Below are 21134 nucleotides of genomic sequence, written 5' to 3'. Positions count from 1 at the left end.
TTCCCGCGCCGGCCCGCGCCCCGTGCCGCTTTTCCTCCTCCGCCCGTGACCGCTCGTTCCTCCGCCCCTGCCCCCGGCGTTTCCCTGGTGGCGCACACGCCCGCCCCCGTCGATATCGCTCCGATCCCGCCCACGCCCGAACAGCAGCAGTTCGTGGACTGGCTGCGCGAGGTGGCGCCGTACATCCATTCCTTCCGCGACAAAACCTTCGTGATCGGCTTTGGCGGCGAATTGGTCCAGGCCGGCATGCTGGGCGCGCTCGTCAACGATGTCGCCCTGTTGCACGCCATGGGCATGCGCATCGTGCTGGTGCATGGCTCGCGCCCGCAGGTGGAAGAACAGCTCGCCCTGCGCAACGTGAAAACCACGTTCGTGGATGGCGTACGCGTGACGGACGGCGCTGCGCTGGAATCCGCCAAGGAAGCCTCCGGCGAACTGCGCCTGGATATCGAAGCCGCCTTCAGCCAGGGCCTGCCCAACACGCCGATGGCAGGCGCGCGCATGTCGGTCGTATCCGGCAACTTCGTAACGGCGCGGCCGGTGGGCATCGTCAACGGCGTGGACTTCCAGCACACGGGGCTGGTGCGCAAGATCGACGCGGAATCGATCCAGCACTCACTGTCCAACCGCAAGATCGTGCTGCTCTCGCCGCTGGGCTTCTCGCCCACGGGCCAGGCGTTCAACCTTTCGATGGAAGACGTGGCCGCCAACACCGCCACGGCGCTCAAGGCCGACAAGCTCATCTTCATCACGGAGCTGCCCGGCATCATGGACCGCGTGGGCAAGCTGCAACAGGATCTGTCGATGGAAACGGCCATCGAACGCCTGCGCGACGGCAGCCTGTCGCACGACACGGCGTACTACCTGCAGCACATCGTCAAGGCGATGCGTGGTGGCGTGCGCCGTGCACATGTCATTCCGTTCGCGCTGGACGGCAGCATCCTGCTGGAGCTGTTCCTGCACGACGGCGTGGGCACCATGGTGTCGCACACCGATCTGGAATACCTGCGCGATGCCACGCTGGATGACGTGGGCGGCATCGTCTCGCTCATCGAACCGCTCGAAGCTGACGGCACGCTGGTGCCGCGCGAACGCCGGCTGCTGGAGCGCGACATCGCCAACTTCTCGGTCATCGAGCACGACGGCATCATCTTTGGCTGCGTGGCGCTGTATCCGTACCCGAAGGACGGCATGGCCGAAATGGCTTGCCTGATCGTCTCCCCCGACAGCCAAGGCACCGGCGACGGCGAACGCCTGCTCAAGCACACCGAAGTGCGCGCCCGAGCGCTGGGCCTCAAGCGCCTGTTTGTGCTCACCACGCGGACGGAACACTGGTTCCTCAAGCGCGGCTTCGTACGTGCCAGCGTGGACGATCTGCCGGAAGACCGCCGCAAGCTGTACAACTGGCAGCGGCGCTCGATGGTGCTGATGAAGAAGCTCTAAACCCTTGGCGTGCGTCGTGGAATCCAAGCCCGGCGGCGCGCGACCTTTACAATAGCGGCACCTGCGTCGCGCTTGAGCGGCGCTTCCGCCACACAAGAGGAACCCCCATGGCCCGCATGGTCCACTGCGTCAAGCTCAACAAGGAAGCCGAAGGTCTCGACTTCCCGCCCCTGCCCGGCGAACTGGGCAAGAAACTCTGGCAAAGCGTCTCGAAGGAAGCATGGGCCGGCTGGCTCAAGCACCAGACCATGCTGATCAACGAAAACCGCCTGAACATGGCCGATTCGCGCGCACGCCAGTACCTGCTCAAGCAGACCGAGAAGTACTTCTTTGGCGATGGTGCAGATGAAGCCGCCGGCTACGTGCCGCCGCCCTCGGCCTGATCTGCCGCCATCAACAACAAAGCCGTTCAGCGCAAACTGAACGGCTTTTTGTTTGGGCAACGCCATTGAACGTGCCGCAACGGGCGCAAAAAAAACTGCCCATTTGCATGAGCAGCTTTTCGACAATGCGCAAACAGCGATCAGAAATCGCGACGCTGCACGCCCGCTTCGGTCCCCAGCAGCAGCACATTGGCGCCGCGCTTGGCAAACAGGCCGACCGTCACCACGCCCGGAATCTCGTTGACCACCGATTCCAGGCCCTTCGGATCGGCAATGCGCAGGCCCACCACATCGATGATCACGTTGCCGTTATCGGTCTTGTAGATCTGGCCTTCCTTGGTCATGCGCAGGCGCGGCTGACCGCCCAGCGCAGCCAGTTGGCGCGCCACGGCCGCACGTGCCATGGGCACCACTTCCACCGGCAGCGGGAAGGCACCCATCGTCTCGACAAGCTTGCTTCCATCGGCGATGCAGACAAACACGCTGGCGACCGAGGCAACGATCTTTTCGCGCGTGAGCGCACCGCCGCCGCCCTTGATCATGGCGCCCGAGGCGTCGATCTCGTCAGCGCCGTCCACGTAGACGGGGATGGCGTCGACTTCGTTCAGATCGAGCACCGTAAAGCCGTGGCCCTGTAGGCGGCGCGTCGAAGCCTCGGAGCTGGACACCGCACCGGCGAAGCGTGCCTTGTGCGGCGCCATCGCGTCGATGAACAGGTTGGCCGTCGAGCCGGTGCCGACACCCAGCACGGCGCCCTCGGGCACGTTGGCCAATACGTAGTCTGCGGCGGCTTGTGCCACCAGCGCCTTCAGTTCATCCTGCGTCATCGCAAACACTCGGTCGGATCGGAAAGCCCGCTAGTGTACCGGATCAACACGACAGCTCTCGGCCGTCTGGCGGAGCGAGACCTGCGGAGTACAATCGATTCATCCTTCCACCTCCAGCGCAACGCAGGAACGTACTTCGGACTCGCTTCATGACTCTGCTCGATCAACTCAAGCAGTTCACCACCGTCGTCGCCGACACGGGCGATTTCCAGGCCATGCGCGCCTACGCGCCGCACGATGCAACGACCAATCCGTCGCTGATCCTCAAGGCTGTGCAGAAAGCCGAATACCGCCCGCTGCTCGAACAGGCCGTGCGCGACGCTCGCAGCGACAGCGTGGAAGACATCATCGATGCCGTGCTCGTGGCATTCGGCTGCGAGATCCTGTCGATCATCCCGGGCCGAGTGTCCACCGAAGTCGATGCTCGCCTGTCGTTTGACACCGAGGCGACGGTCGCCAAGGCGAAGCATCTGATTGCGCTGTACGAAGCGCGCGGCGTGGCGCGCGAGCGCGTGCTGATCAAGATTGCGTCGACGTGGGAAGGCATCCGCGCAGCAGATCAGCTTCGTGCCGAAGGCATCCGCTGCAACATGACGCTGCTGTTCTCGCTGGCCCAGGCCGTGGCGTGCGCGGAAGCAGGCGTGCAGCTCATCTCGCCCTTCGTCGGCCGCATCTACGACTGGTACAAAAAGGATGCCGGCGCCAACTGGGACCCGATCGCCCAAGGCGGCCCGAACGACCCCGGCGTGCAGTCCGTTCTGCGCATCTACAACTACTACAAGAAGTTCGACTACCCGACCGAAGTGATGGGCGCGAGCTTCCGCAATATCTCGCAGATCGTCGAACTGGCTGGCTGCGACCTCCTGACCATCAGCCCGGATCTGCTCGCCCAACTGCAGCAGTCCGACGCGCCGGTCGAGCGCAAGCTGTCTCCGGACAACGCCAACGCGGCCAATATCGTGCGCCTGCCGGCTGACGAGAAATCGTTCCGCTGGCACATGAACGCGGACGCCATGGCCACCGAAAAGCTGGCCGAAGGCATCCGCCTGTTTGCAGCGGACGCGATCAAGTTGGAAGCGTTGATTGAGCCGCTGCGCGCAGCGGCGTAAGAAGAAAGCCGGGTCTTATCCCAGCATGGCGGGCAGGCACACGCCCGCCGGCTGGTGGATCACGAGGTCCGCCGTTGCATCCAGGGCGCTTGGCTCCGGATTCACGACGATCACCTTGGCGCCATGGTCCTTCGCCAGCCCCGGCAAGCCAGCGGCCGGATATACCATGCCGGATGTGCCAACTACCAGACAAACGTCGCACGTATTGGCCGCCTCTTCAGCACGGTAGTTCGCGACCAGCGGCAGTTGCTCGCCAAACCACACCACGCCCGGGCGCAGCATCGCGCCACACGTCGCACAACGCGGCGGCCTGCCCGGCTCGGCGGTGGCGATATCGCATTTGCCGCAGCCACCCAACCACTTGTTGGCAAACAGGTTGCCGTGCAGCTCGATCACCCCTTCGCTGCCGGCGCGCTGATGCAAACCGTCGACGTTCTGCGTGACGAGCGTCACCGCCTTGCGCTTGGCTAGCGCGGCAATTGCAAGATGGGCCGGATTCGGCTGCACCTGCAGCACACGCTCGCGGCGCTCCTGATACCAGTCCCACACCATGCGGGGGTGCTTGCGGTACGCGGCCTCGGTCGCCATGTCTTCCGGGTTGAAGCGCGACCACAAGCCAGTCAGGGCATCACGAAACGTAGGGACACCGGATTCGGCCGAGACGCCCGCGCCCGTGAGCACCATGACGTGCTGGGCGGCCTCGACCCAGGCGCGGGCCTGGGCCAATGCGGCCGCATCGGATGCGACCGAGGGTTCGATGCTCATTACTTCCTGGCAGGTGCCGCTGCGCGTTGGCGCACAGCCTCAAACAGGCAAACCCCGCTGGCTACCGACACGTTCAGGCTTTCAACGCTGCCGGCCATCGGAATGCTGACCAGCGCGTCGCACGTTTCACGCGTGAGGCGGCGCATGCCTTCGCCTTCGGCGCCCATCACGATGGCGGTGGGGCCCTTGAAGTCTGCCTGGTAGAGATCCTGTTCGGCCTCGTCAGCCGTGCCGATCACCCACACGCCGCGCTCCTGCAATTCACGCAGCGTGCGCGCCAGGTTGGTCACGGTGATATACGGGACGGTTTCAGCCGCGCCGCTGGCGACCTTGGCGACCGTCGTGTTGATCCCAACGCTGCGGTCCTTCGGCGCGATCACGGCATGCGCGCCGGCAGCATCGGCCACGCGCAGGCAAGCGCCGAGGTTGTGCGGGTCCGTCACACCGTCGAGCACCAGCAGCAGCGGCGTGCCTTCGATGCCGTCGAGCAGTTCATCAAGATTGAGCGCCAACGACAGCGACTCTGCCTTGGCAACCACGCCCTGGTGGCGGTCGGTACCGGCAATGCCGCGCAGACGGTCGGCGTCAGCGGGAATGAGGCGCACGCCCGCTGCTTCCGCCGCTTTCAGGAAATCCTGCATGCGGCGGTCGCGGCGGTTGGCCTCGAAGTAGATTTCGTCGATCGACTTGGCGCCGTGGCGCAGTCGGGCGGTGACGGCATGAAAGCCGATGAGGAGCTTGGATTTAGACATGGCGCGATTGTACCCGCCCGCCCTCGCTCCCCGGCCGCTTTAACGCCCCTTGGTCTTGCGCGGGGCCTTGCCTGCCACCTTGCGCGGCGCAGCGGTCTTGGCGCCACCCTTGGGCTTGGTGCCACGCGCCGTCTGCTTCTTGCGCGCAGGCTTTGCGTGGGCATGGCCCGGGGGCAGTGCACGGCTACCCGGCTCGAACACCGGCTGCTCTTCGATGACGCGATCGAGCGTCTCGTCGAACGACTCCTCCGGCTTGGCCGTACCGCCCAACAATGCGGCCAACTGGCGCGGCTTCTTGCGGCCAACCGGCGGCGCCGGCGTCGCCCCGGCAGGCTGACGCGCCACCGAGGCTTCGGGCGCGCCGGTCACCTTGGCCGGGCGCAGCGCCTTGGTCGACGGCTCCTGGATCAGGCGGAAATCCATCTTCCGGGCATCCAGATCGACGCGCAGCAACTGCACGCGCACGCGGTCGGTCAGGCGATAACGGATGCCCGTGCGCTCGCCGCGCAGCTCGTTGCGCGCTTCGTCGTATTGGAAGTAATCGCTGCCCAGCTCAGTCACGTGTACCAGACCTTCCACGTACAACTCGTCGAGCTGCACGAAGATGCCGAACGAGGTGACGGCGCTGACGGTGCCCGAGAACTCGTTGCCGAGCTTGTCGCGCATGAAGTAGCACTTGAGCCACGCCTCGACGTCGCGCGAGGCTTCGTCGGCGCGACGCTCGTTGGCCGAGCAATGCACGCCCAGCTCATGCCAGATCGCTTCGACCTTCGCCTTGTTGACAACCGCAGCCGGCACGCCTTTCTCAGCTTCGGCCTGCAGACGACGCGCCTTGGGCGATAGCGCGCTGTTCAACAGCACGCCCGGTGCCAGCGCCGGCACATAACGCGTGCGATGCAGAATCGCCTTGATGGAGCGATGCACCAGCAGGTCCGGATAGCGGCGGATCGGGCTCGTGAAGTGCGCATACGCGGGATACGCCAGACCGAAGTGACCGATGTTGTCCGGGCTGTAGACCGCCTGCTGCATCGAGCGCAGCAACATGGTCTGCAGCATCGGTGCGTCAGGACGGGCGGCCACCTTTTCCATGAGTTCGGCGTAATCGGCGGCCTGCGGCTTGTCGCCACCGCCCAGCGTCAAGCCGCTGGTTTTCAGGAAGGCGCGCAGAGCCTGCAGCTTTTCCTCAGTCGGACCTGCATGGACACGGTACAGCGCCGGGTGCTTGTACTTCTCCAGCATCTCGGCCGCGCAGACGTTGGCCGTCAGCATGCACTCCTCGATCAGCCTGTGTGCATCGTTTCGGGTGCGCGGCAGGATCTGCTCGATCTTGCCCTGGGCGTTGCAGACGATGTACGTCTCGGTGGTGTCGAAGTCGATCGCGCCACGCTCGCGGCGTGCCTTGAGCAGCGTCTGATACAGCTCGTACAGGTCTTGCAGATGCGGCACCAGCGGCGCCCGCTTGGCCGCTTCCGGACCCTTTACGTTTGACAGGATGGCCCAGACCTCGTTGTAGGTCAGGCGCGCCTTCGAGTGCATCACCGCCGGATAGAACTGATAGGCCTTGATCTCGCCCTTGGCCGTGATCACCGCATCGCAGACCATGCACAGGCGGTCCACCTCCGGATTCAGAGAGCACAAGCCGTTGGAGAGCTTCTCCGGCAGCATCGGGATCACGCGGCGCGGGAAATAGACCGAAGTCGCGCGATCAATGGCGTCTGCATCCAGCGGATGCCCCGGCCGCACGTAATGCGACACGTCGGCAATCGCCACAATCAGGCGCCAGCCCTTGGTGCGACCGATCTTGACCGGCTCTGCATAGACAGCATCATCGAAGTCGCGCGCATCTTCTCCGTCGATGGTGACGAGCGACACATCGCGCAAGTCTATGCGGCCAGCCAGATCGGCATCGCGCACCACGTCGGACAGCGCTTCCGCCTCGCGTTGCGTCGGCTCAGAAAACTCGTGCGGCACGCCGTACTTGCGCACGGCAATTTCGATCTCCATGCCAGGGTCATCAATCTCACCCAGCACTTCGACCACGCGGCCAATCGGCTGCACGTAGCGATCCGGATACTCCAGGATCTCAACGCTCACCACCTGACCGACCTTGGCCTTGCCCTGGCCCTTGGGCGCGATCAGGATGTCGCGGCCGAGCCGCTTGTCTTCGGGCGCCACGACCAGCGTGCCGCTTTCAGAAAGCAACCGGCCGATGACGCGCTTGTTGGCCCGCTGCAGGATCTCGACGATCTGCCCTTCCGAACGCCCGCGTCGATCGTAGCCGACGGTGCGCACCAGGGCGCGGTCGCCGTGCATGGCCTTCTGCATCTCTCGTTCGGGCAGGAAGATATCGGGCTCGCCGTCATCGCGTACGAAAAAGCCGAAGCCATCGCGATGGCCAATTACCCGGCCTTCGATGAAATTGGGCTGGTGCGCCAGTTCGTAGTGCCCCTTGCGGTTGAGTTCGATCTGACCGTCCCGCTCCATGGCGGTCAGACGCTTGATAAAGCCGTCATGCTCCTTGCGCGTGACCGACAGCGCCTTGGCAATATCGGTGGCAGACAGCGGAGACCCCGACGTGCGCAGCACACCGAGGATTTCCTCGCGGCTCGGGATCGGATAAGTCGGTTGATTCAATTTTTTCTTCTAGAGTGTTGACAGGATCGCAGGATCCCGTAATAATTACAGCTTCGGTACACGCACACCTGCCCAGGTGGCGGAATTGGTAGACGCACTAGTTTCAGGTACTAGCGGGTAACTCCGTGGAGGTTCGAGTCCTCTCCTGGGCACCAGAGTTTAGGAACGGCGCAACGCAAGTTGCGCCGTTTTTCTTTTCCGCGGCCGGATTGTTGTTGTTCAGTAGCTGACGCGACATTCCGCTAAGGGCGACGTGCATTGTGTCTTGGCTATCGCGCCAGGGCCGAACCAGGATCACTGGCCTCACCTGCCCCAACGCTGGGTGGGCTCGAAGCCAATGCGTCCACAAAAGACACACCACGCTTCGATCAACCGCGCAGCTCGCATTGGACAACTCCTGCAAAGCCAATCCGTACGCGGGTTTCGGGCCAACGCTGCGCCCGTGACATCAGGTTACCGAAGTGGCACGCACGACGCAAGCCGCACACGCCACTCCATCGCGCCTCGACGCAATCGACCAACGCCTCAAACCCCCGGCGCCTCACCGTTGCCAGCCGGGCGCGACTTGCCGCGCTTGATCCACGCCGCCAGATTGTGGGGACGCAGCGTATCGTATTCCTCGAATGGTTGATGGATCCAGGGGTTGGTCGGCAGAAACTGAACGGCATAGTCGGGCTTGATCTTCGAGCACCCCTTGTGCCACAGCACAGCGGTACGCACGTCGGTCACGGCCGGATAACGCTCTTTCAGGTGACGCCCGACACGCTCCAGCGTGACCCCCGAATCCACCAGATCGTCCACCAGCAGCACGCGGCCGGACAGCTCGCCACGCGTCATAGTGATGTATTGCGCGATGTCGAGATCGCCTTGCTGCGTGCCGGCGGCTTCGCGATAGCTGCTGGTCGCCAGGATGGCCAACGGCAGATCGTAGATGCGCGAAAGCTGATCGCCAACACGCAAGCCGCCGCGCGCCAGGCACAGAATCTTGTCGAACTTCCAGCCCGACTCGTGCACGACGAGCGCCAAGCGCTCGATCAGGCCGTGGTAGTCGTCCCAGGACACCCACAGGTGCGAGTCGTCGTTGATCGGCTGGTTCATGGTGTACCTCTTCGTATCGTCAATACGGCGTGAGTTGCCGCTATCGTGTTCTGTTGAAAACGGGCTCCATGCAAATTCGCCCGGCAAATCACCGGGCGAATCTGGGAGCTGCGCGTCAGTCCTTGTAGGGATGACGCAGCAGGATGGTCTCGTCCCGGTCAGGACCGGTCGAAATCATGGCAATCGGAATACCGGCCACTTCTTCGACGCGCTTCAGGTAAGCCTGAGCGGTCTGGGGCAGCGCATCCCACTCCTTCAAACCGAAGGTCGAGGTGTTCCAACCCGGGAATTCTTCGTAGATCGGCTGGCAACGCGCCACGGCATCGGAGCCACGCGGCAAGATGTCAATTTGCTTGCCATCGAGCATGTAGCCAACGCACAGCTTGAGGGTTTCCAGGCCATCCAGCACATCGAGCTTGGTCATGCACAGGCCCGACACACCGTTGATCTGGATCGCTCGGCGCAGCGCGGCAGCATCCAACCAGCCCGTGCGGCGCGGCCGGCCGGTGACCGAGCCGAATTCCTTGCCGACATTGGCCAGACGCACGCCAATCGGATCTTGGCGCGCGGGGTTGTCCGCGTCATACAGTTCGCTCGGGAACGGGCCGGAACCCACGCGCGTGCAATACGCCTTGGTGATGCCAAGGATGTAATGCAGTTGGCCCGGGCCGACACCCGCGCCCGCGGCGGCATTACCCGCCACGCAGTTGCTCGACGTGACGAACGGATAGGTGCCGTGGTCGATATCGAGCAGCGTACCTTGCGCGCCCTCGAACATCAGGTTCTTACCGGCGGCGTTGGCAGCGAACAGTTCAGCCGACACGTCCGTCACCATCGGGGCGAGGCGGCCGGCGTAGGACAGCATCTCGTCCAGCGTTTGCTGGAAGTCCAGCGCCGGATGATTCAGGTACTGCGTCAGAACAAAGTTGTGGAAATCCAGGTTCTCGCGCAGACGCTCGGCAAAGTAAGCCGGGTCGAACAGGTCCTGCACGCGCAGCCCGCGGCGGGCCACCTTGTCTTCGTACGCCGGGCCGATACCGCGACCGGTGGTGCCGATCTTGGCGGCGCCGCGCTTGGCTTCGCGCGCCTTGTCGATGGCCACGTGGTACGGCAGGATCAGGTTGGTCGCTTCCGAAATGCGCAGTCGGTTCTGCACCTGCACACCGGCGGATTCAAGCTCGTCGATTTCCTTGAACAGCGCCTCAGGCGACAGCACAACACCGTTGCCGATGTAACACGCGACGCCGTCACGCATGATGCCCGACGGGATCAGACGCAGAATCGTCTTCTTACCGCCGATGATGAGGGTATGGCCTGCGTTATGTCCGCCCTGGAAACGAACCACGCCTTGCGCATGATCGGTCAGCCAATCGACGATTTTCCCTTTACCTTCGTCACCCCATTGGGTGCCGATGACGACGACATTGCGTCCTTGGCTCACTGCTGGTGCGGACATGTTGAATTTGCAGATGGGTTAAAAACGTATTCTACCCTTGTTGCCAGGGGCTTCCCTGAAATTACGGGGTATTTACACAACGTTATGCAACAGCCTCAGATCGAAGCGTTGCGCGGCTTGACGATCCAGCGGCCGCTCTCTTCGACGAGTTGCCGGTCGTAGGCGAATTCCTCCAGGTCTTCCGGGTGGCCCGGCAGCGACTGGATCACGATTTCGCCCGCAGCGCGCAGCGCGGCAATCGCCTCGCGCAGTTTGGCGTCCCCCGACCAGGGCGCGTGAATGGCAGCGGCCCGCGCTTCCACCGGCGAAATCCCGGCGACCTCACGCAGGTCCAGCGAAAAACCGGTCGCAGGACGCGCGCGGCCGAAAGCCTCTCCGACCTTGTCATACCGGCCGCCACGCGCCACGGCATTCGGTACGCCGGCCACATAGGCAGTAAACATCACACCACTGTGGTAATGGTAGCCACGCAAATCGGCGAGGTCGATGTTAACGGTCGCACCGCCTGCACGCTCTGCCAGCGTAGCCAAGTCGTCGAGCGCACGGCCAATGGCTGGCAGCGCGGGCAACTGCTTGCGCGCACGAGCGAGCACATCCACACCGCCGTACAGTGCCGGCAGCAGATTGATGGCATCGCGCTGCGCCGGCGGCAGATCGACCGTGATGGCGCGCAGAGCGGGCACATCCTTGGCGGCGAGCGCTGTGAAGAGGTCGTCCTGAATGCGGGCGGCGATCGGCGATTGCTCCAGCAGCGCCGCCACCACGCCAACGTGGCAGAGGTCCAGGCGCACATCTGCCAAACCAGCGGCCGACAGCGCGGCGAGCATCAGCTCCTGGATTTCCAGATCGGCCTCCAGACCGGCATGGCCATAGATTTCGGCACCGATCTGCAGCGGCTCGCGCGTGACGTGGAATCCGCTTGGGCGCGTATGCAACACCGAACCCGCGTAGCACAGACGCGTCACGCCAGCACGATTCAGCAAGTGGGCGTCGATGCGGGCGACTTGCGGCGTAATGTCCGCGCGCAGGCCGATGGTGCGGCCCGAGAGCTGATCGACCAGCTTGAATGTCTTCAGGTCCAGATCATGGCCGGTGCCCGAGAGCAGCGACTCGATGTATTCCAGCATCGGCGGCATGACCAGTTCGTAGCCGTAGGTGCGGAACAGGTCGAGCATGCGGCGACGCAACTCTTCAATCTTGCGTGCCTCGGAAGGCAGCACGTCAGCAATGGATTCAGGCAGCAACCAATTGGTCGGCATGGCGGTCTCGCTCTGGAGTCTTGGTACGGCAGAAATTCGTAAAAAGGCAGGAAGTGCGCTAGCGATGCAGCAACCGCAGGAGGATCAGCCCGATCGCCATCGACACAAGGCCGACCATGCGAAGCTTTTCGTCGGGCAGATCAGTCAGCGTCTGGAACGCGCGTCGCCAGGCGTGGGGCGCCACGAACGGCAAGATGCCCTCGAATACGAGCACCAGCGCGCACGCTGCGAGCAAAACGTTGGGGAGTGACTCTTCCATGGGATGCGGTTGGCAAACGAACAAAACCCCGGCAAGCCGGGGTCTGTCCGCCTCAAATAATCAGCGAAGCATTGTACTAGCGATGTCGCCCCGTCTGGGCAGCCGGCGCTGCTGACGAGCTGCCGCCGTTCGGGCTGCGCATGTATTTGAAGAAATCGTTGTTCGGCTGCAGCACCATCACGTCCTTCCGATCTCGGAACGATGCGCGATACGCCTCCATGGAGCGCCAGAATGCGGCGAACTGCGGATCACGGCCAAACGCCTCGGCATAAATGTCAGCGGCGCGGGCATCGCCTTCCCCCTTGATCTTCTGCGCATCTCGGTAGGCATCGGCCAGGACGACTTCGCGCTGACGGTCGGCATCGGCGCGGATTTTTTCGCCCTCAGCAGCCCCCGTCGAACGCAGCTCGTTGGCCACGCGCTTGCGCTCGGCTTCCATGCGACGGTAGACCGATTCGGTCACGCTGGCCAGCAGATCCACCCGCTTCAGGCGCACGTCGATGATGTCCACGCCGACCGACTTGCCGTACTCCTGTACGCCCTTGAGGATGCTCTGCATCACAGCTTCGCGATCCGTCGATACCACGTCGGAAACAGTGCGGCGCGCAAACTCATCTCGGGCGATGGAGTTGATCTTCTGCGTCATGCTGTCCTGCGCAAGGCGGCTATCGCCCTTGAAGCTCACGTAGAACAGACGCGGATCGGACACGCGCCACTTCACGAACCAGTCGACCAGCAGGTTCTTTTTCTCTGCCGTAATGAAACGATCGGCGCCGGCCACATCGATGGTCTGCAGGCGCTTATCCATGAACACCACGTTCTGCAGCGGGGGCGGAAGCTTGAAATGCAGCCCCGGCTCCTTGATGACCTGCTTGATCTCCCCAAAGGCGAATACCACGGCGTACTGCCGCTGATCCACCACGAACACCACCGACGAGAACACCGCCAGGGCAATGACCAGCGCCACGAAGGCAGAAATCAGACGATTCATAGTGCCCTCCTGTTAGCGCGAATCGCGGTCACGGTTGCGCAGCGCTTCGCGCGAGCGCGAATCTGCGTCATTGGCCGGTGACGGATTGGAGGGAGTGGGCACGCCCTGCGCAGAACCGCTGTCCTGCGCAGAAGCACCCGGCGCGGGAGCCGGGCGCGATGTGTCGCCCTGCGTTTGCGCGATCAGCTTGTCCAGCGGCAAATACAAGAGGCTGCCATTGCTCTGGTCGACCAAGACTTTCGTCGAATTGGCGTAAATGTCTTGCATGGTTTCCAGATAGATACGGTCGCGCGTGACCTGCGGCGCTTTCGCGTACTCACGTTGCACCGACGCAAAGCGCGCCGCATCACCTTCCGCACGCGCAGTGACGCGTGCCTTGTAGCCTTGGGCCTCTTCGCCCAGACGCGCGGCCGTGCCCTTGGCGCGCGGCACCACGTCATTGGCGTAAGCCTGACCTTCAGAAATGGCACGCTCGCGGTCCTGGCCAGCCTTGGTCACGTCATCGAACGCGGCCTGCACCTGCTCGGGCGGCTGCACGCTCTGCACGTTCACGCTGAGGATTCGAATCCCGGTCTTGTACGCCGACAAGATGCGTTGAATCGATTCCGCGAGATTACGGCCCACAGCATCACGACCTTCGTACAGAACCGCATCCATCTTGTTGCGACCGACGATCTCGCGCACCGACGTCTCGGCCGCCTGCGTCACCAGTTCTTCATCGCCGCCACGGTCCGTACGGTTGTAGAACAGGTAGTCGACGGGATTGGCAATGTTGTACTGGACCGAGAAGCGCACGTCGACGATGTTCTCGTCCTGCGTGAGCATCGAGGAATCTTTCAGGTTCGTGTCCTTGATCTGGGTAGTCCGACCGATTTCAAGCGTGCGCACACCCGACAGGTTCACGATTTCGTGCGATTCGACCGGATACGGCAGACGCCAGTTAATACCCGGCGTTGCCAGGTACTTGAAACGGCCGAACTGCAGGATCACGCCCGTCTGGCCTTCCTGCACGATAAAGAAACCGCTGGCTAGCCACAGGCCAACGAGCACCGCCAGCAGCACGCCGATGCCCAGGCCCGAGCCGCCACGGCCGTTACCGGGACGCAGCGGCGTGGGGCCGTCGCTACCGTTACCGCTGTCCTTGCGGCCGAACAGGTTGTTCAGGCGGCGATTGAAGTCGCGCCACAACTCGTCAAGGTCGGGGGGGCCATCCTGAGGCGGTTTGCTTTGACGCTTTGGTTCGTCTTTGTTGCCTTCGCGCTCGGCGTTGTTGTTGTCATCGCCGCGACCCCAGCGCGGATCGTTCAGCGAAAGCAGCACACGCAAGCGGTGCCACAAACCTCGCGCCGGACGCGGCGAGGCCATGGAAGAAGACTGGGTCGAAATCTCGGGCATGAGCGGTCGGGCTTGTCCTGATTGTCTGACTGCGAAGAAGTAGCGGGCCATTCTATCAGCCCTCTTCGTCACCTTTGGCGGAAGAACCGCTGCTCGGCAAGCTTTGCGACAGTTCGTCACGGTGGGCCGGCGGCGAATCACGTCGGGTGTCGAAGCGCGGATCGAAATCGCCGCCATGCGACGCGGGGTGCTCACGCAGGCGGATCGCAGTCTCGACCAGCGCTTCGCGCAACAGATCGAGCCCGGTCCCTTCTATGGCGGAAACGAACACGCGCCGCACAGCGCCGGTTTCGTCTCGCTCGATGCGCGGGCCAGCCGCGCGCAGCTCCTCAGCCGCGTCGATCTTGTTCATCACCAGAATTTGGGGGATGCCGCTGGCATTGATTTCGTCCAGCACGCGATCGACCTGCTCCATCTGCTCGTGCTTGACTGTGCTGGCGGCGTCCACCACATGCAGCAGCACGTCGGCGTGCACGGTTTCTTCCAGCGTGGCACGGAATGCGGCCACCAGTTGCGTCGGCAAATCGCGGATGAAACCGACCGTGTCCGACAGCACCACATTGCCCAGCCCTTCCAGGTACAAACGGCGAGAGGTCGTATCCAGCGTGGCGAACAACTGGTTGGCAGCGTACGCGCGTGCCTTGGTCAGCGCATTGAACAGCGTCGATTTGCCGGCGTTGGTATAGCCGACCAGGGAGACGGAAAACGCGTCGTTGCGGCTGCGTGAACGGCGCTGGGTGTCGTGCTGACGCTGGAGTTTGTCCAACTCGGACGACAGACGCTTGGCGCGTTCGTCCAGCATCCGGCGGTCCAGTTCGAGCTGACGCTCGCCCGGGCCGCCGCGCAGGCCGACGCCGCCCTTCTGGCGTTCCAAGTGGCTCCACGCCCGGACCAGACGGGCCGCCTGGTACCGCACGCGAGCAAGTTCTACCTGCACCTTGCCCACGTGGCTCTGCGCGCGCTGGCTGAAGATGTCAAGGATGAGGCCAGTCCGGTCGACTACGTGGCGCCCGAAAAAGCGCTCGAGGTTACGCTGCTGAGCGGGACTCAGCGCGTGGTTGAAGATGACGATCTCCGCATCCTCCTCGTCTGCGGCGATCTTCACTTCTTCCGCCTTGCCAGCACCGATGAACAGCGCCGCATCGGGCCTGGTGCGCTTACCGGTAACCGCGCGCAGCGGTTCAGAGCCGGCGGTCGAGGCCAGTAGCGCCAGTTCACTCAGACTTTCCTGGAAATCATGTTTGCCGAAATCGACTGCGACCAAAATAGCGCGTGTCGGCTCCGAGCTGGAGGTGGGATGGGATGCCAAACGGGGAATGGAGAAGGGAGAAACGGGGTGGGTGCGTCCCGCCGCGCGGACGGCGGCGGGAGCGAGGCAGAATCAGGCGTCAGGCGCTTCGTCCACACGGAAATTCACGGCACGGGCCGGCACCACGGTGGAGATTGCGTGCTTGTACACCATCTGCGTCACGGTATTACGCAGGAGCACGACGTACTGGTCGAACGACTCGATGTTGCCTTGCAGCTTGATACCGTTGACGAGGTAGATCGACACCGGCACATGCTCCTTACGCAGCGCATTCAGAAACGGGTCTTGTAGCAATTGCCCTTTGTTGCTCATGGCACACTCCAGATTTATAGGTTTAGTGATGGGTTATGGGGCTAGGAAGCCCGGGTTCAAGCAGGCGACGCAAAAAAAAGTTCGTCAAAAGAGTCGGCCAGACGCGTCCAAATGACGCCAATGGCGCCTGGGGTTTGCAGACACCAAGCGCCATGTCTCGAGAATTTAGCCTTAGAAATCAGGGAAAGCAAACGGAAAACCGATGACCCCGCCATATGAATTGGCTCGGCCTTTTTGGTGATCCCCCGTTCGAATGCCCCCGCGTTACACGCCCCTGCCGACGAGCACCGCCCGCGCGCTGCTCAATCGTTCGATTGGGCGTACGGGTTTTTGTTCGTACGAAATTCGATCCGCAGCGGTGTGCCCTTCAGTTGGAAGGCCTCGCGGAAACGCCCTTCCAGGAAGCGGCGATAGGTTTCAGGAATATTCGACAATGCATTGCCGTGAATCACCACGATCGGCGGGTTGGAACCGCCCTGGTGCGCGTAGCGCAGCTTAGGGCGTGAAACGCCTGCGCGTCGCGGCTGCTGATACTCGACCGCCTCCATCAGCACACGCGTGAGCTTGGGCGTCGGCAGCTTGACCATGGCGGCAGCATAAGCGGCGTCCACGGACTTCATCAGCGCACCAATGCCCGTACGTTCCTTGGCGGAGATGTAATGCACGTTGGCAAACGACAGGAACTGCAGCTTGCGCTCCATATCGTGCTTGATGCGATCGCGGGCATGCCCGGTCAGGCCATCCCACTTGTTCACACCGATTACCAGCGCGCGGCCGGATTCGACGATGAAGCCGGCGATATGCGCGTCCTGATCAGAAATGTCCTGCTGCGCATCGAGGATCAGCACAACCACGTTGGCGTCGGCAATCGACTGCAGCGTCTTCACCACCGAGAACTTCTCGATTGCTTCAAACACCTTGCCGCGCTTGCGCAAGCCTGCCGTATCGATAAGCGTGTAAGGCTTGCCGTTACGTTCGAAATCCACGTAGATGGCGTCGCGCGTGGTGCCGGGCATATCGAACGCAATCACGCGCTCTTCGCCGATCAGCGCGTTCACCAGCGTCGACTTGCCCACGTTCGGACGGCCAACGATGGCGATACGGGTACCGTGGTCGTGCGCGTCGGCTGCCTCGGCAAGCTCGGGGCGCTCGGCAAATGCCAGGTCGAGCGCCTCCGCCACCAAATCATTGACTCCGTCGCCGTGCGCGGCCGAAATGGCAGCCGGATCGCCCAGACCAAGCTCGTAGAAATCGCTGGCGACGGCGGTGTAGCGCATGCCCTCGGCCTTGTTGACGGCGAGGAGGATGCGGCGCCCGGTTTTGCGCAGGTAATCGGCGATCACGCGATCCTGCGGCGCCAGTCCCAGGCGTCCATCGACGATGAAGATCACGACATCGGCTTCAACCACGGCCTGGCGCGTCTGCTTGGCCATCTCAGCCACGATGCCTTCCTTGGCAACGGGTTCGAAGCCGCCGGTATCGATGGCGATGAACGGACGGTCGCCCACGCGGCCTTCGCCGTAGTGGCGATCGCGCGTCAGGCCAGGAATATCCGCGACCAACGCGTCACGCGAGCGGGTCAGACGATTGAAGAGGGTCGATTTGCCGACATTCGGCCGCCCTACAAGGGCAATGACTGGTTTCATGCTTGTGTGCCGTACGCGAATGGCGCCACGGCAAATTCTGGTTGCTGCAACTGCGGTTGGCATCTGCACGGCTGAATGCCTGATGACGCAGATGCAAGACGCCCGCGGAGTACGCGGGCGCAAGTTCAAGGCGGCGCAGCCGCCCCGATGTGATGCGTGTGCCGCCGCAGACCACTCGGGCCGCGGCCGCGAATGTTACTTCGGCAGATAGCCGTAGACACCGCCGCCGCGGGTTTGGACGACGAGTGTCTGGCCGACCACCACAGGTGCTGCGCCAATGGCGCTGCCGTCGGTTTTCACGCGCGCGACGAACTTGCCATCATCGCGCGACAGGAAATGCAGCCAACCTTCGGAATCGCCCACGATGACCGCACGGCCAAACGCCAGCGGCGTACCGAGGTCGCGCCATAGCAGCGCGTCGTTTTTCCAGAGGTCGGCACCGTTTTGTGCGTTAAAGCCATAGACAACCGACTTCTCGTCAGCGGCGAACAACCCGCCATCATCTTGCGTCACGCCGGTCGGCGACGAGAAATCACGACCCCAGCGCGGGGCGCCAGTGCTCATATCAAAACACGCCACGCGACCTTGGAAACTGGCTGCACAGACTTGCGAACCGTTGACCGACGGCGCACCGGTCACATCGTTCAGCCGCTCGATTTCCGATACGCCACGCGGATACGACACGGCAGCTTCCCAGCGCAGCGCGCCATTGCTGGCCGACAGCGCGCCCAGCTTGCCACCGGCAAAACCCAGGATGATGTTATCGCCGGCAAAAATCATCGGCAGACTGCTGCGCAGGTTCAGCGCCGAGGGAGAACGCTGATAGATCCACTTGCGTTCGCCATTGCTTGGGTCCAGACCCAGGACGCGGCCATCCGTCGTGCGGACGATCACCAATCCCTGGCCAACCAGCGGCGCCGTCAGGACTTCACCGTTGACGGCGACTTTCCACTTCTGCGTGCCCTTCTCGTCGAAAGCGATGACCGCGCCCTTCTCACCCGCCACGACGGTCAGCGAGCCGTCGCTGCCAGGGCCAGTGGTCAGGTCCACGTCCGCCTTGCCTTGCCAGACCGTGCGGCCGGTCGCGCCATCCAGGGCGGTCACAGTACCGCCGGCGGCCGACACGTAGACGTTGTTGCCCGCCACAGCCGGCTGCATCACATAGCGGCCGCTCTTGCCGACGCTGACGCTCCACACCTGACGCACGGCCAGCACTTGCTGAACTTCCATCAGCTTGGCCGGCTCATGCTTGTTCTTGCTGCTGAACAGCGAGCAACCGCCAAGGACAGCCGTCGCTGCCAGTGCCAGCACTGCCACGCGCGCCGCCTGTGCAATACCGCGCGCGACACCACCCTGCTCAAGTGCGTGAATCATGAAATCGGGATCCTTTTGTTATGCGTTGAACTGCACGAGGGTGCGCCAATCAGGCGCCGCCCAGGGCATCCAGCTTGAACTGCACGATCTGGCGCGCCGAAGCGTCAGCCGGACCGAACTTTTCCAACGCCAGCTTGTAGGCAGCGCGGGCGTCTTCGTTCTTGTTCTGCGCGGCCAGCAGATCGCCGCGACGATCGGCGTAGAGCCCGGCGAACGCCGGCGCAACGTCGCCGGAGACTAGCGCGATGCCCTGATCGTAGGCTTTCTCATCGAGCAGAAGGCCAGCCAGGCGCAGCTTGGCGAGCGCCTTGTATTCGTCGTCGCGCGCATGATCAACCGTCCATTGCAGCTGCGCCTTGGCGCTGGCTACATCGTTGGCTTCGTACAGCGCCTTGGCTGCGGCCAGCGCGGTCATCTGCGCGTAAGCCGTGCCGCCGAACTTGTCTTCCATGTCAGTGGCGGCGCGCTTGATCTTCTCAGCATCCTTGCCATCAACGGCCTTCTGTACCTGCTCGTACAGCACGGACGCTTCGCCGGCCTGCTTGCGCTGCCAGTTCTTCCAGCCAAACCAACCGGCCACAGCCAGCAGCACCACGATGGCGACCCATGTGACTACGTTGCCGTTATCACGCCACCAGTGCTTGAGGCTCTCAATTTGTTCCTGTTCTTCGAGATCGTAGGCCATGCTTTGCAGAGCTTGAATATTGGGAGTGAATCGCGGTCGTTCGCTGCCGAGGTCAGCTGCCCGCTGTTAGTCGTTATTGGCCACCATGGCGTCGATCAGGCGGTCGACCAGTTGGTCCGACGGCACGGTCTGCTGGGCATCCGCGGTCGGATCGCCCCGCAGCGGCTTGATCTGGGCGACGCCTTGGGTGACTTCGTCGTCGCCAATGATAACCGCATAGGATGCGCCACTTGCGTCAGCACGCTTGAACTGCGACTTGAAGCTACCGTTACGACCTTCCGGCGAGGCGTGAAGGATGACGTCGAGGCCGGCGTCGCGCAGTCGCTCTGCCGCGATCAGCGCCTGAACCTGCGCCTCGTCGCCCTGGTGGACGATGTAGACGTCACAGCCTTGCGCTTCAGGCTCCAGCTTTTCCTCACGCAACAATTCGATGATGCGCTCCACGCCCATCGCCCAGCCGCATGCGGGGGCAGGCTTGCCGCCTATCTGCTCGATCAGCGGGTCATAGCGGCCACCCCCCGCCACTGTGCCTTGCGCGCCCAGCTTGTCGGTCGTCCACTCAAAGACCGTGAGGTTGTAGTAATCTAGCCCGCGCACCAGACGCGGGTTGATGATGAACGGAATGTTGTTCGCCTTGAGCAGCTTCTGCACGCCTTCAAAGTGCGCGCGCGATTCGTCGCCCAGGTAGTCGAGCAGCTTCGGCGCGCCGGCAGCCATGTCCTGCAGCGCGGGGTTCTTGGTGTCGAGCACGCGCAGCGGGTTGGTGTACAGACGGCGTTTGCCGTCCTCATCCAGAACGTCCTGGAAACCTTCCAGATATTTGATGAGATCGGCACGGTGCGCGGCACGCTCTTCCGCCTGTCCGAGCGAGTTCAGCTCCAGCTTCAGGCCGACCAGGCCGAGGTCGTCCCACAGGCGCTGGCACATCAGGATGACTTCAGCGTCGATGTCCGGGCCTGCAAAGCCCAGCGCTTCCACACCCACCTGATGGAATTGGCGATAGCGGCCGCGCTGCGGACGCTCGTGGCGGAACATCGGGCCGGTGTACCACAGGCGCTTCGGGCCGTCGTACAGCAGGTTGTGCTCGATCACGGCGCGCACAGCGGCAGCGGTGCCTTCGGGGCGCATGGTCAGTTGTTCGCCGTTCAACGCATCGGTGAAGGTGTACATCTCCTTCTCGACGATGTCCGTCACCTCGCCGATGCCACGCACAAACAGTTGCGTCTGCTCAACGATCGGCGTGCGGATCTGCTGGTAGCCATAGGCGCGCAGCATGCTGCGCACGGCGTTATCAAAGTGCTCCCACAGCGGGGCATCAGCAGGCAGCAAGTCGTTCATGCCTTTGACGCCAGCGATCTTCTGCACGCGTTGTTTTTGTGTATCGCTCATGATGTCACGTTGAAAGCCGACTTCTCGCATCTACCTTCATGCAGAGCC

General features: G+C 63.1%; 19 protein-coding genes and 1 tRNA gene. 4 read left to right on the top strand and 16 right to left on the bottom strand.

What is annotated here, in order from left to right; translation table 11 throughout:
• The first annotated feature begins 45 nt into the window (after positions 1-45).
• Both argA and ACUXH0_RS25035 read left to right on the top strand, forming a co-directional pair.
• Positions 46-1443 (top strand): amino-acid N-acetyltransferase, encoded by a 1398-nt coding sequence (argA, locus tag ACUXH0_RS25040; RefSeq protein ID WP_004626346.1) that lies wholly within the window; start codon positions 46-48, stop codon positions 1441-1443.
• A 107-nt stretch (positions 1444-1550) separates the two neighbouring features.
• The gene (locus ACUXH0_RS25035) at positions 1551-1826 is read left to right on the top strand and encodes an oxidative damage protection protein (protein ID WP_004626344.1); all 276 of its coding nucleotides are present in this window, start codon (positions 1551-1553) and stop codon (positions 1824-1826) included.
• 140 nt (positions 1827-1966) lie between these two features.
• Here ACUXH0_RS25035 and rpiA read toward each other — a convergent pair whose 3' ends face one another.
• A complete protein-coding gene (rpiA, locus tag ACUXH0_RS25030) occupies positions 1967-2653 on the bottom strand; it encodes a ribose-5-phosphate isomerase RpiA (RefSeq protein ID WP_004626337.1) in 687 nt (228 codons plus the stop codon).
• Between the two features lie 149 nt (positions 2654-2802).
• Here rpiA and tal point away from each other — a divergent pair, with 149 nt between their 5' ends.
• The gene (gene tal / locus ACUXH0_RS25025; protein WP_182594809.1) at positions 2803-3762 is read left to right on the top strand and encodes a transaldolase; all 960 of its coding nucleotides are present in this window, start codon (positions 2803-2805) and stop codon (positions 3760-3762) included.
• A gap of 15 nt (positions 3763-3777) precedes the next feature.
• Here the strand turns inward: tal and ACUXH0_RS25020 are convergent, their stop codons facing one another.
• The 3 genes from ACUXH0_RS25020 to rnr are packed head-to-tail and all read right to left on the bottom strand — an operon-like array spanning position 3778 to position 7913.
• On the bottom strand, positions 3778-4527 hold the full coding sequence (locus tag ACUXH0_RS25020) for an SIR2 family NAD-dependent protein deacylase (RefSeq protein WP_012435326.1): 750 nt from the start codon (positions 4525-4527) through the stop codon (positions 3778-3780).
• Entirely contained in the window at positions 4527-5279 is a 753-nt protein-coding gene (gene rlmB, locus ACUXH0_RS25015) for a 23S rRNA (guanosine(2251)-2'-O)-methyltransferase RlmB (protein ID WP_004626332.1), read from the bottom strand. Before rlmB ends, ACUXH0_RS25020 begins: the two co-directional genes overlap by 1 nt.
• Before the next feature lie 39 nt (positions 5280-5318).
• Positions 5319-7913, bottom strand: coding sequence for a ribonuclease R (rnr, locus tag ACUXH0_RS25010; protein ID WP_012435325.1), 2595 nt, complete (start codon positions 7911-7913; stop codon positions 5319-5321).
• A 70-nt stretch (positions 7914-7983) separates the two neighbouring features.
• On the opposite strand from rnr, the gene ACUXH0_RS25005 reads away from it, so the two are divergent.
• Positions 7984-8068, top strand: a tRNA-Leu gene (locus ACUXH0_RS25005).
• 370 nt (positions 8069-8438) lie between these two features.
• On the opposite strand, the gene ACUXH0_RS25000 is transcribed toward ACUXH0_RS25005, so the two are convergent.
• From ACUXH0_RS25000 to hisS, 12 genes are all read right to left on the bottom strand, one after another.
• Entirely contained in the window at positions 8439-9011 is a 573-nt protein-coding gene (locus tag ACUXH0_RS25000; protein WP_004626329.1) for a phosphoribosyltransferase, read from the bottom strand.
• A 115-nt stretch (positions 9012-9126) separates the two neighbouring features.
• Positions 9127-10467, bottom strand: coding sequence for an adenylosuccinate synthase (locus tag ACUXH0_RS24995; RefSeq protein WP_004626326.1), 1341 nt, complete (start codon positions 10465-10467; stop codon positions 9127-9129).
• A gap of 95 nt (positions 10468-10562) precedes the next feature.
• The gene (locus tag ACUXH0_RS24990) at positions 10563-11726 is read right to left on the bottom strand and encodes an ATP phosphoribosyltransferase regulatory subunit (RefSeq protein WP_012435324.1); all 1164 of its coding nucleotides are present in this window, start codon (positions 11724-11726) and stop codon (positions 10563-10565) included.
• Positions 11727-11784: 58 nt separating this feature from the next.
• On the bottom strand, positions 11785-11985 hold the full coding sequence (locus ACUXH0_RS24985) for a DUF2065 domain-containing protein (RefSeq protein ID WP_004626323.1): 201 nt from the start codon (positions 11983-11985) through the stop codon (positions 11785-11787).
• A 76-nt stretch (positions 11986-12061) separates the two neighbouring features.
• Positions 12062-12976: a protease modulator HflC gene (gene hflC / locus ACUXH0_RS24980; protein WP_012435323.1), complete on the bottom strand. Its 915-nt coding sequence runs from the start codon at positions 12974-12976 to the stop codon at positions 12062-12064.
• 12 nt (positions 12977-12988) lie between these two features.
• Positions 12989-14371 carry an FtsH protease activity modulator HflK gene (gene hflK / locus ACUXH0_RS24975; RefSeq protein WP_024542255.1) on the bottom strand — a complete coding sequence of 461 codons (1383 nt, stop codon included), beginning with the start codon at positions 14369-14371 and terminating at the stop codon, positions 12989-12991.
• 55 nt (positions 14372-14426) lie between these two features.
• The gene (hflX, locus tag ACUXH0_RS24970) at positions 14427-15680 is read right to left on the bottom strand and encodes a GTPase HflX (RefSeq protein WP_012435321.1); all 1254 of its coding nucleotides are present in this window, start codon (positions 15678-15680) and stop codon (positions 14427-14429) included.
• A gap of 72 nt (positions 15681-15752) precedes the next feature.
• Entirely contained in the window at positions 15753-15992 is a 240-nt protein-coding gene (gene hfq, locus ACUXH0_RS24965) for an RNA chaperone Hfq (protein WP_004626316.1), read from the bottom strand.
• A 302-nt stretch (positions 15993-16294) separates the two neighbouring features.
• A complete protein-coding gene (gene der / locus ACUXH0_RS24960; protein ID WP_004626313.1) occupies positions 16295-17638 on the bottom strand; it encodes a ribosome biogenesis GTPase Der in 1344 nt (447 codons plus the stop codon).
• A gap of 195 nt (positions 17639-17833) precedes the next feature.
• Positions 17834-19012, bottom strand: a complete 1179-nt coding sequence (gene bamB, locus ACUXH0_RS24955) for an outer membrane protein assembly factor BamB (protein WP_004626311.1) — start codon at positions 19010-19012, stop codon at positions 17834-17836.
• Between the two features lie 49 nt (positions 19013-19061).
• Positions 19062-19697, bottom strand: coding sequence for a YfgM family protein (locus ACUXH0_RS24950; RefSeq protein WP_004626309.1), 636 nt, complete (start codon positions 19695-19697; stop codon positions 19062-19064).
• 66 nt (positions 19698-19763) lie between these two features.
• Entirely contained in the window at positions 19764-21086 is a 1323-nt protein-coding gene (hisS, locus tag ACUXH0_RS24945) for a histidine--tRNA ligase (protein WP_024542254.1), read from the bottom strand.
• Positions 21087-21134 lie beyond the last annotated feature (48 nt).

This window comes from Ralstonia sp. 110700041-2, from assembly GCF_056280165.1.
Note: the sequence above shows the minus strand (reverse complement) of the source record. Positions and strands in the feature narration are given on the sequence as shown.

What these genes read in the sequence shown, in the direction of transcription:
- hisS (WP_024542254.1), bottom strand. Translation starts at nt 21,086, where the DNA reads ATGAGCGATACACAAAAACAACGCGTGCAGAAGATCGCTGGCGTCAAA.
- ACUXH0_RS25035 (WP_004626344.1), top strand. Translation starts at nt 1,551, where the DNA reads ATGGCCCGCATGGTCCACTGCGTCAAGCTCAACAAGGAAGCCGAAGGT.
- rlmB (WP_004626332.1), bottom strand. Translation starts at nt 5,279, where the DNA reads ATGTCTAAATCCAAGCTCCTCATCGGCTTTCATGCCGTCACCGCCCGA.
- ACUXH0_RS24995 (WP_004626326.1), bottom strand. Translation starts at nt 10,467, where the DNA reads ATGTCCGCACCAGCAGTGAGCCAAGGACGCAATGTCGTCGTCATCGGC.
- tal (WP_182594809.1), top strand. Translation starts at nt 2,803, where the DNA reads ATGACTCTGCTCGATCAACTCAAGCAGTTCACCACCGTCGTCGCCGAC.
- hfq (WP_004626316.1), bottom strand. Translation starts at nt 15,992, where the DNA reads ATGAGCAACAAAGGGCAATTGCTACAAGACCCGTTTCTGAATGCGCTG.
- ACUXH0_RS25020 (WP_012435326.1), bottom strand. Translation starts at nt 4,527, where the DNA reads ATGAGCATCGAACCCTCGGTCGCATCCGATGCGGCCGCATTGGCCCAG.
- rpiA (WP_004626337.1), bottom strand. Translation starts at nt 2,653, where the DNA reads ATGACGCAGGATGAACTGAAGGCGCTGGTGGCACAAGCCGCCGCAGAC.
- ACUXH0_RS24950 (WP_004626309.1), bottom strand. Translation starts at nt 19,697, where the DNA reads ATGGCCTACGATCTCGAAGAACAGGAACAAATTGAGAGCCTCAAGCAC.
- hflK (WP_024542255.1), bottom strand. Translation starts at nt 14,371, where the DNA reads ATGCCCGAGATTTCGACCCAGTCTTCTTCCATGGCCTCGCCGCGTCCG.
- hflC (WP_012435323.1), bottom strand. Translation starts at nt 12,976, where the DNA reads ATGAATCGTCTGATTTCTGCCTTCGTGGCGCTGGTCATTGCCCTGGCG.
- bamB (WP_004626311.1), bottom strand. Translation starts at nt 19,012, where the DNA reads ATGATTCACGCACTTGAGCAGGGTGGTGTCGCGCGCGGTATTGCACAG.
- der (WP_004626313.1), bottom strand. Translation starts at nt 17,638, where the DNA reads ATGAAACCAGTCATTGCCCTTGTAGGGCGGCCGAATGTCGGCAAATCG.
- ACUXH0_RS24985 (WP_004626323.1), bottom strand. Translation starts at nt 11,985, where the DNA reads ATGGAAGAGTCACTCCCCAACGTTTTGCTCGCAGCGTGCGCGCTGGTG.
- ACUXH0_RS24990 (WP_012435324.1), bottom strand. Translation starts at nt 11,726, where the DNA reads ATGCCGACCAATTGGTTGCTGCCTGAATCCATTGCTGACGTGCTGCCT.
- ACUXH0_RS25000 (WP_004626329.1), bottom strand. Translation starts at nt 9,011, where the DNA reads ATGAACCAGCCGATCAACGACGACTCGCACCTGTGGGTGTCCTGGGAC.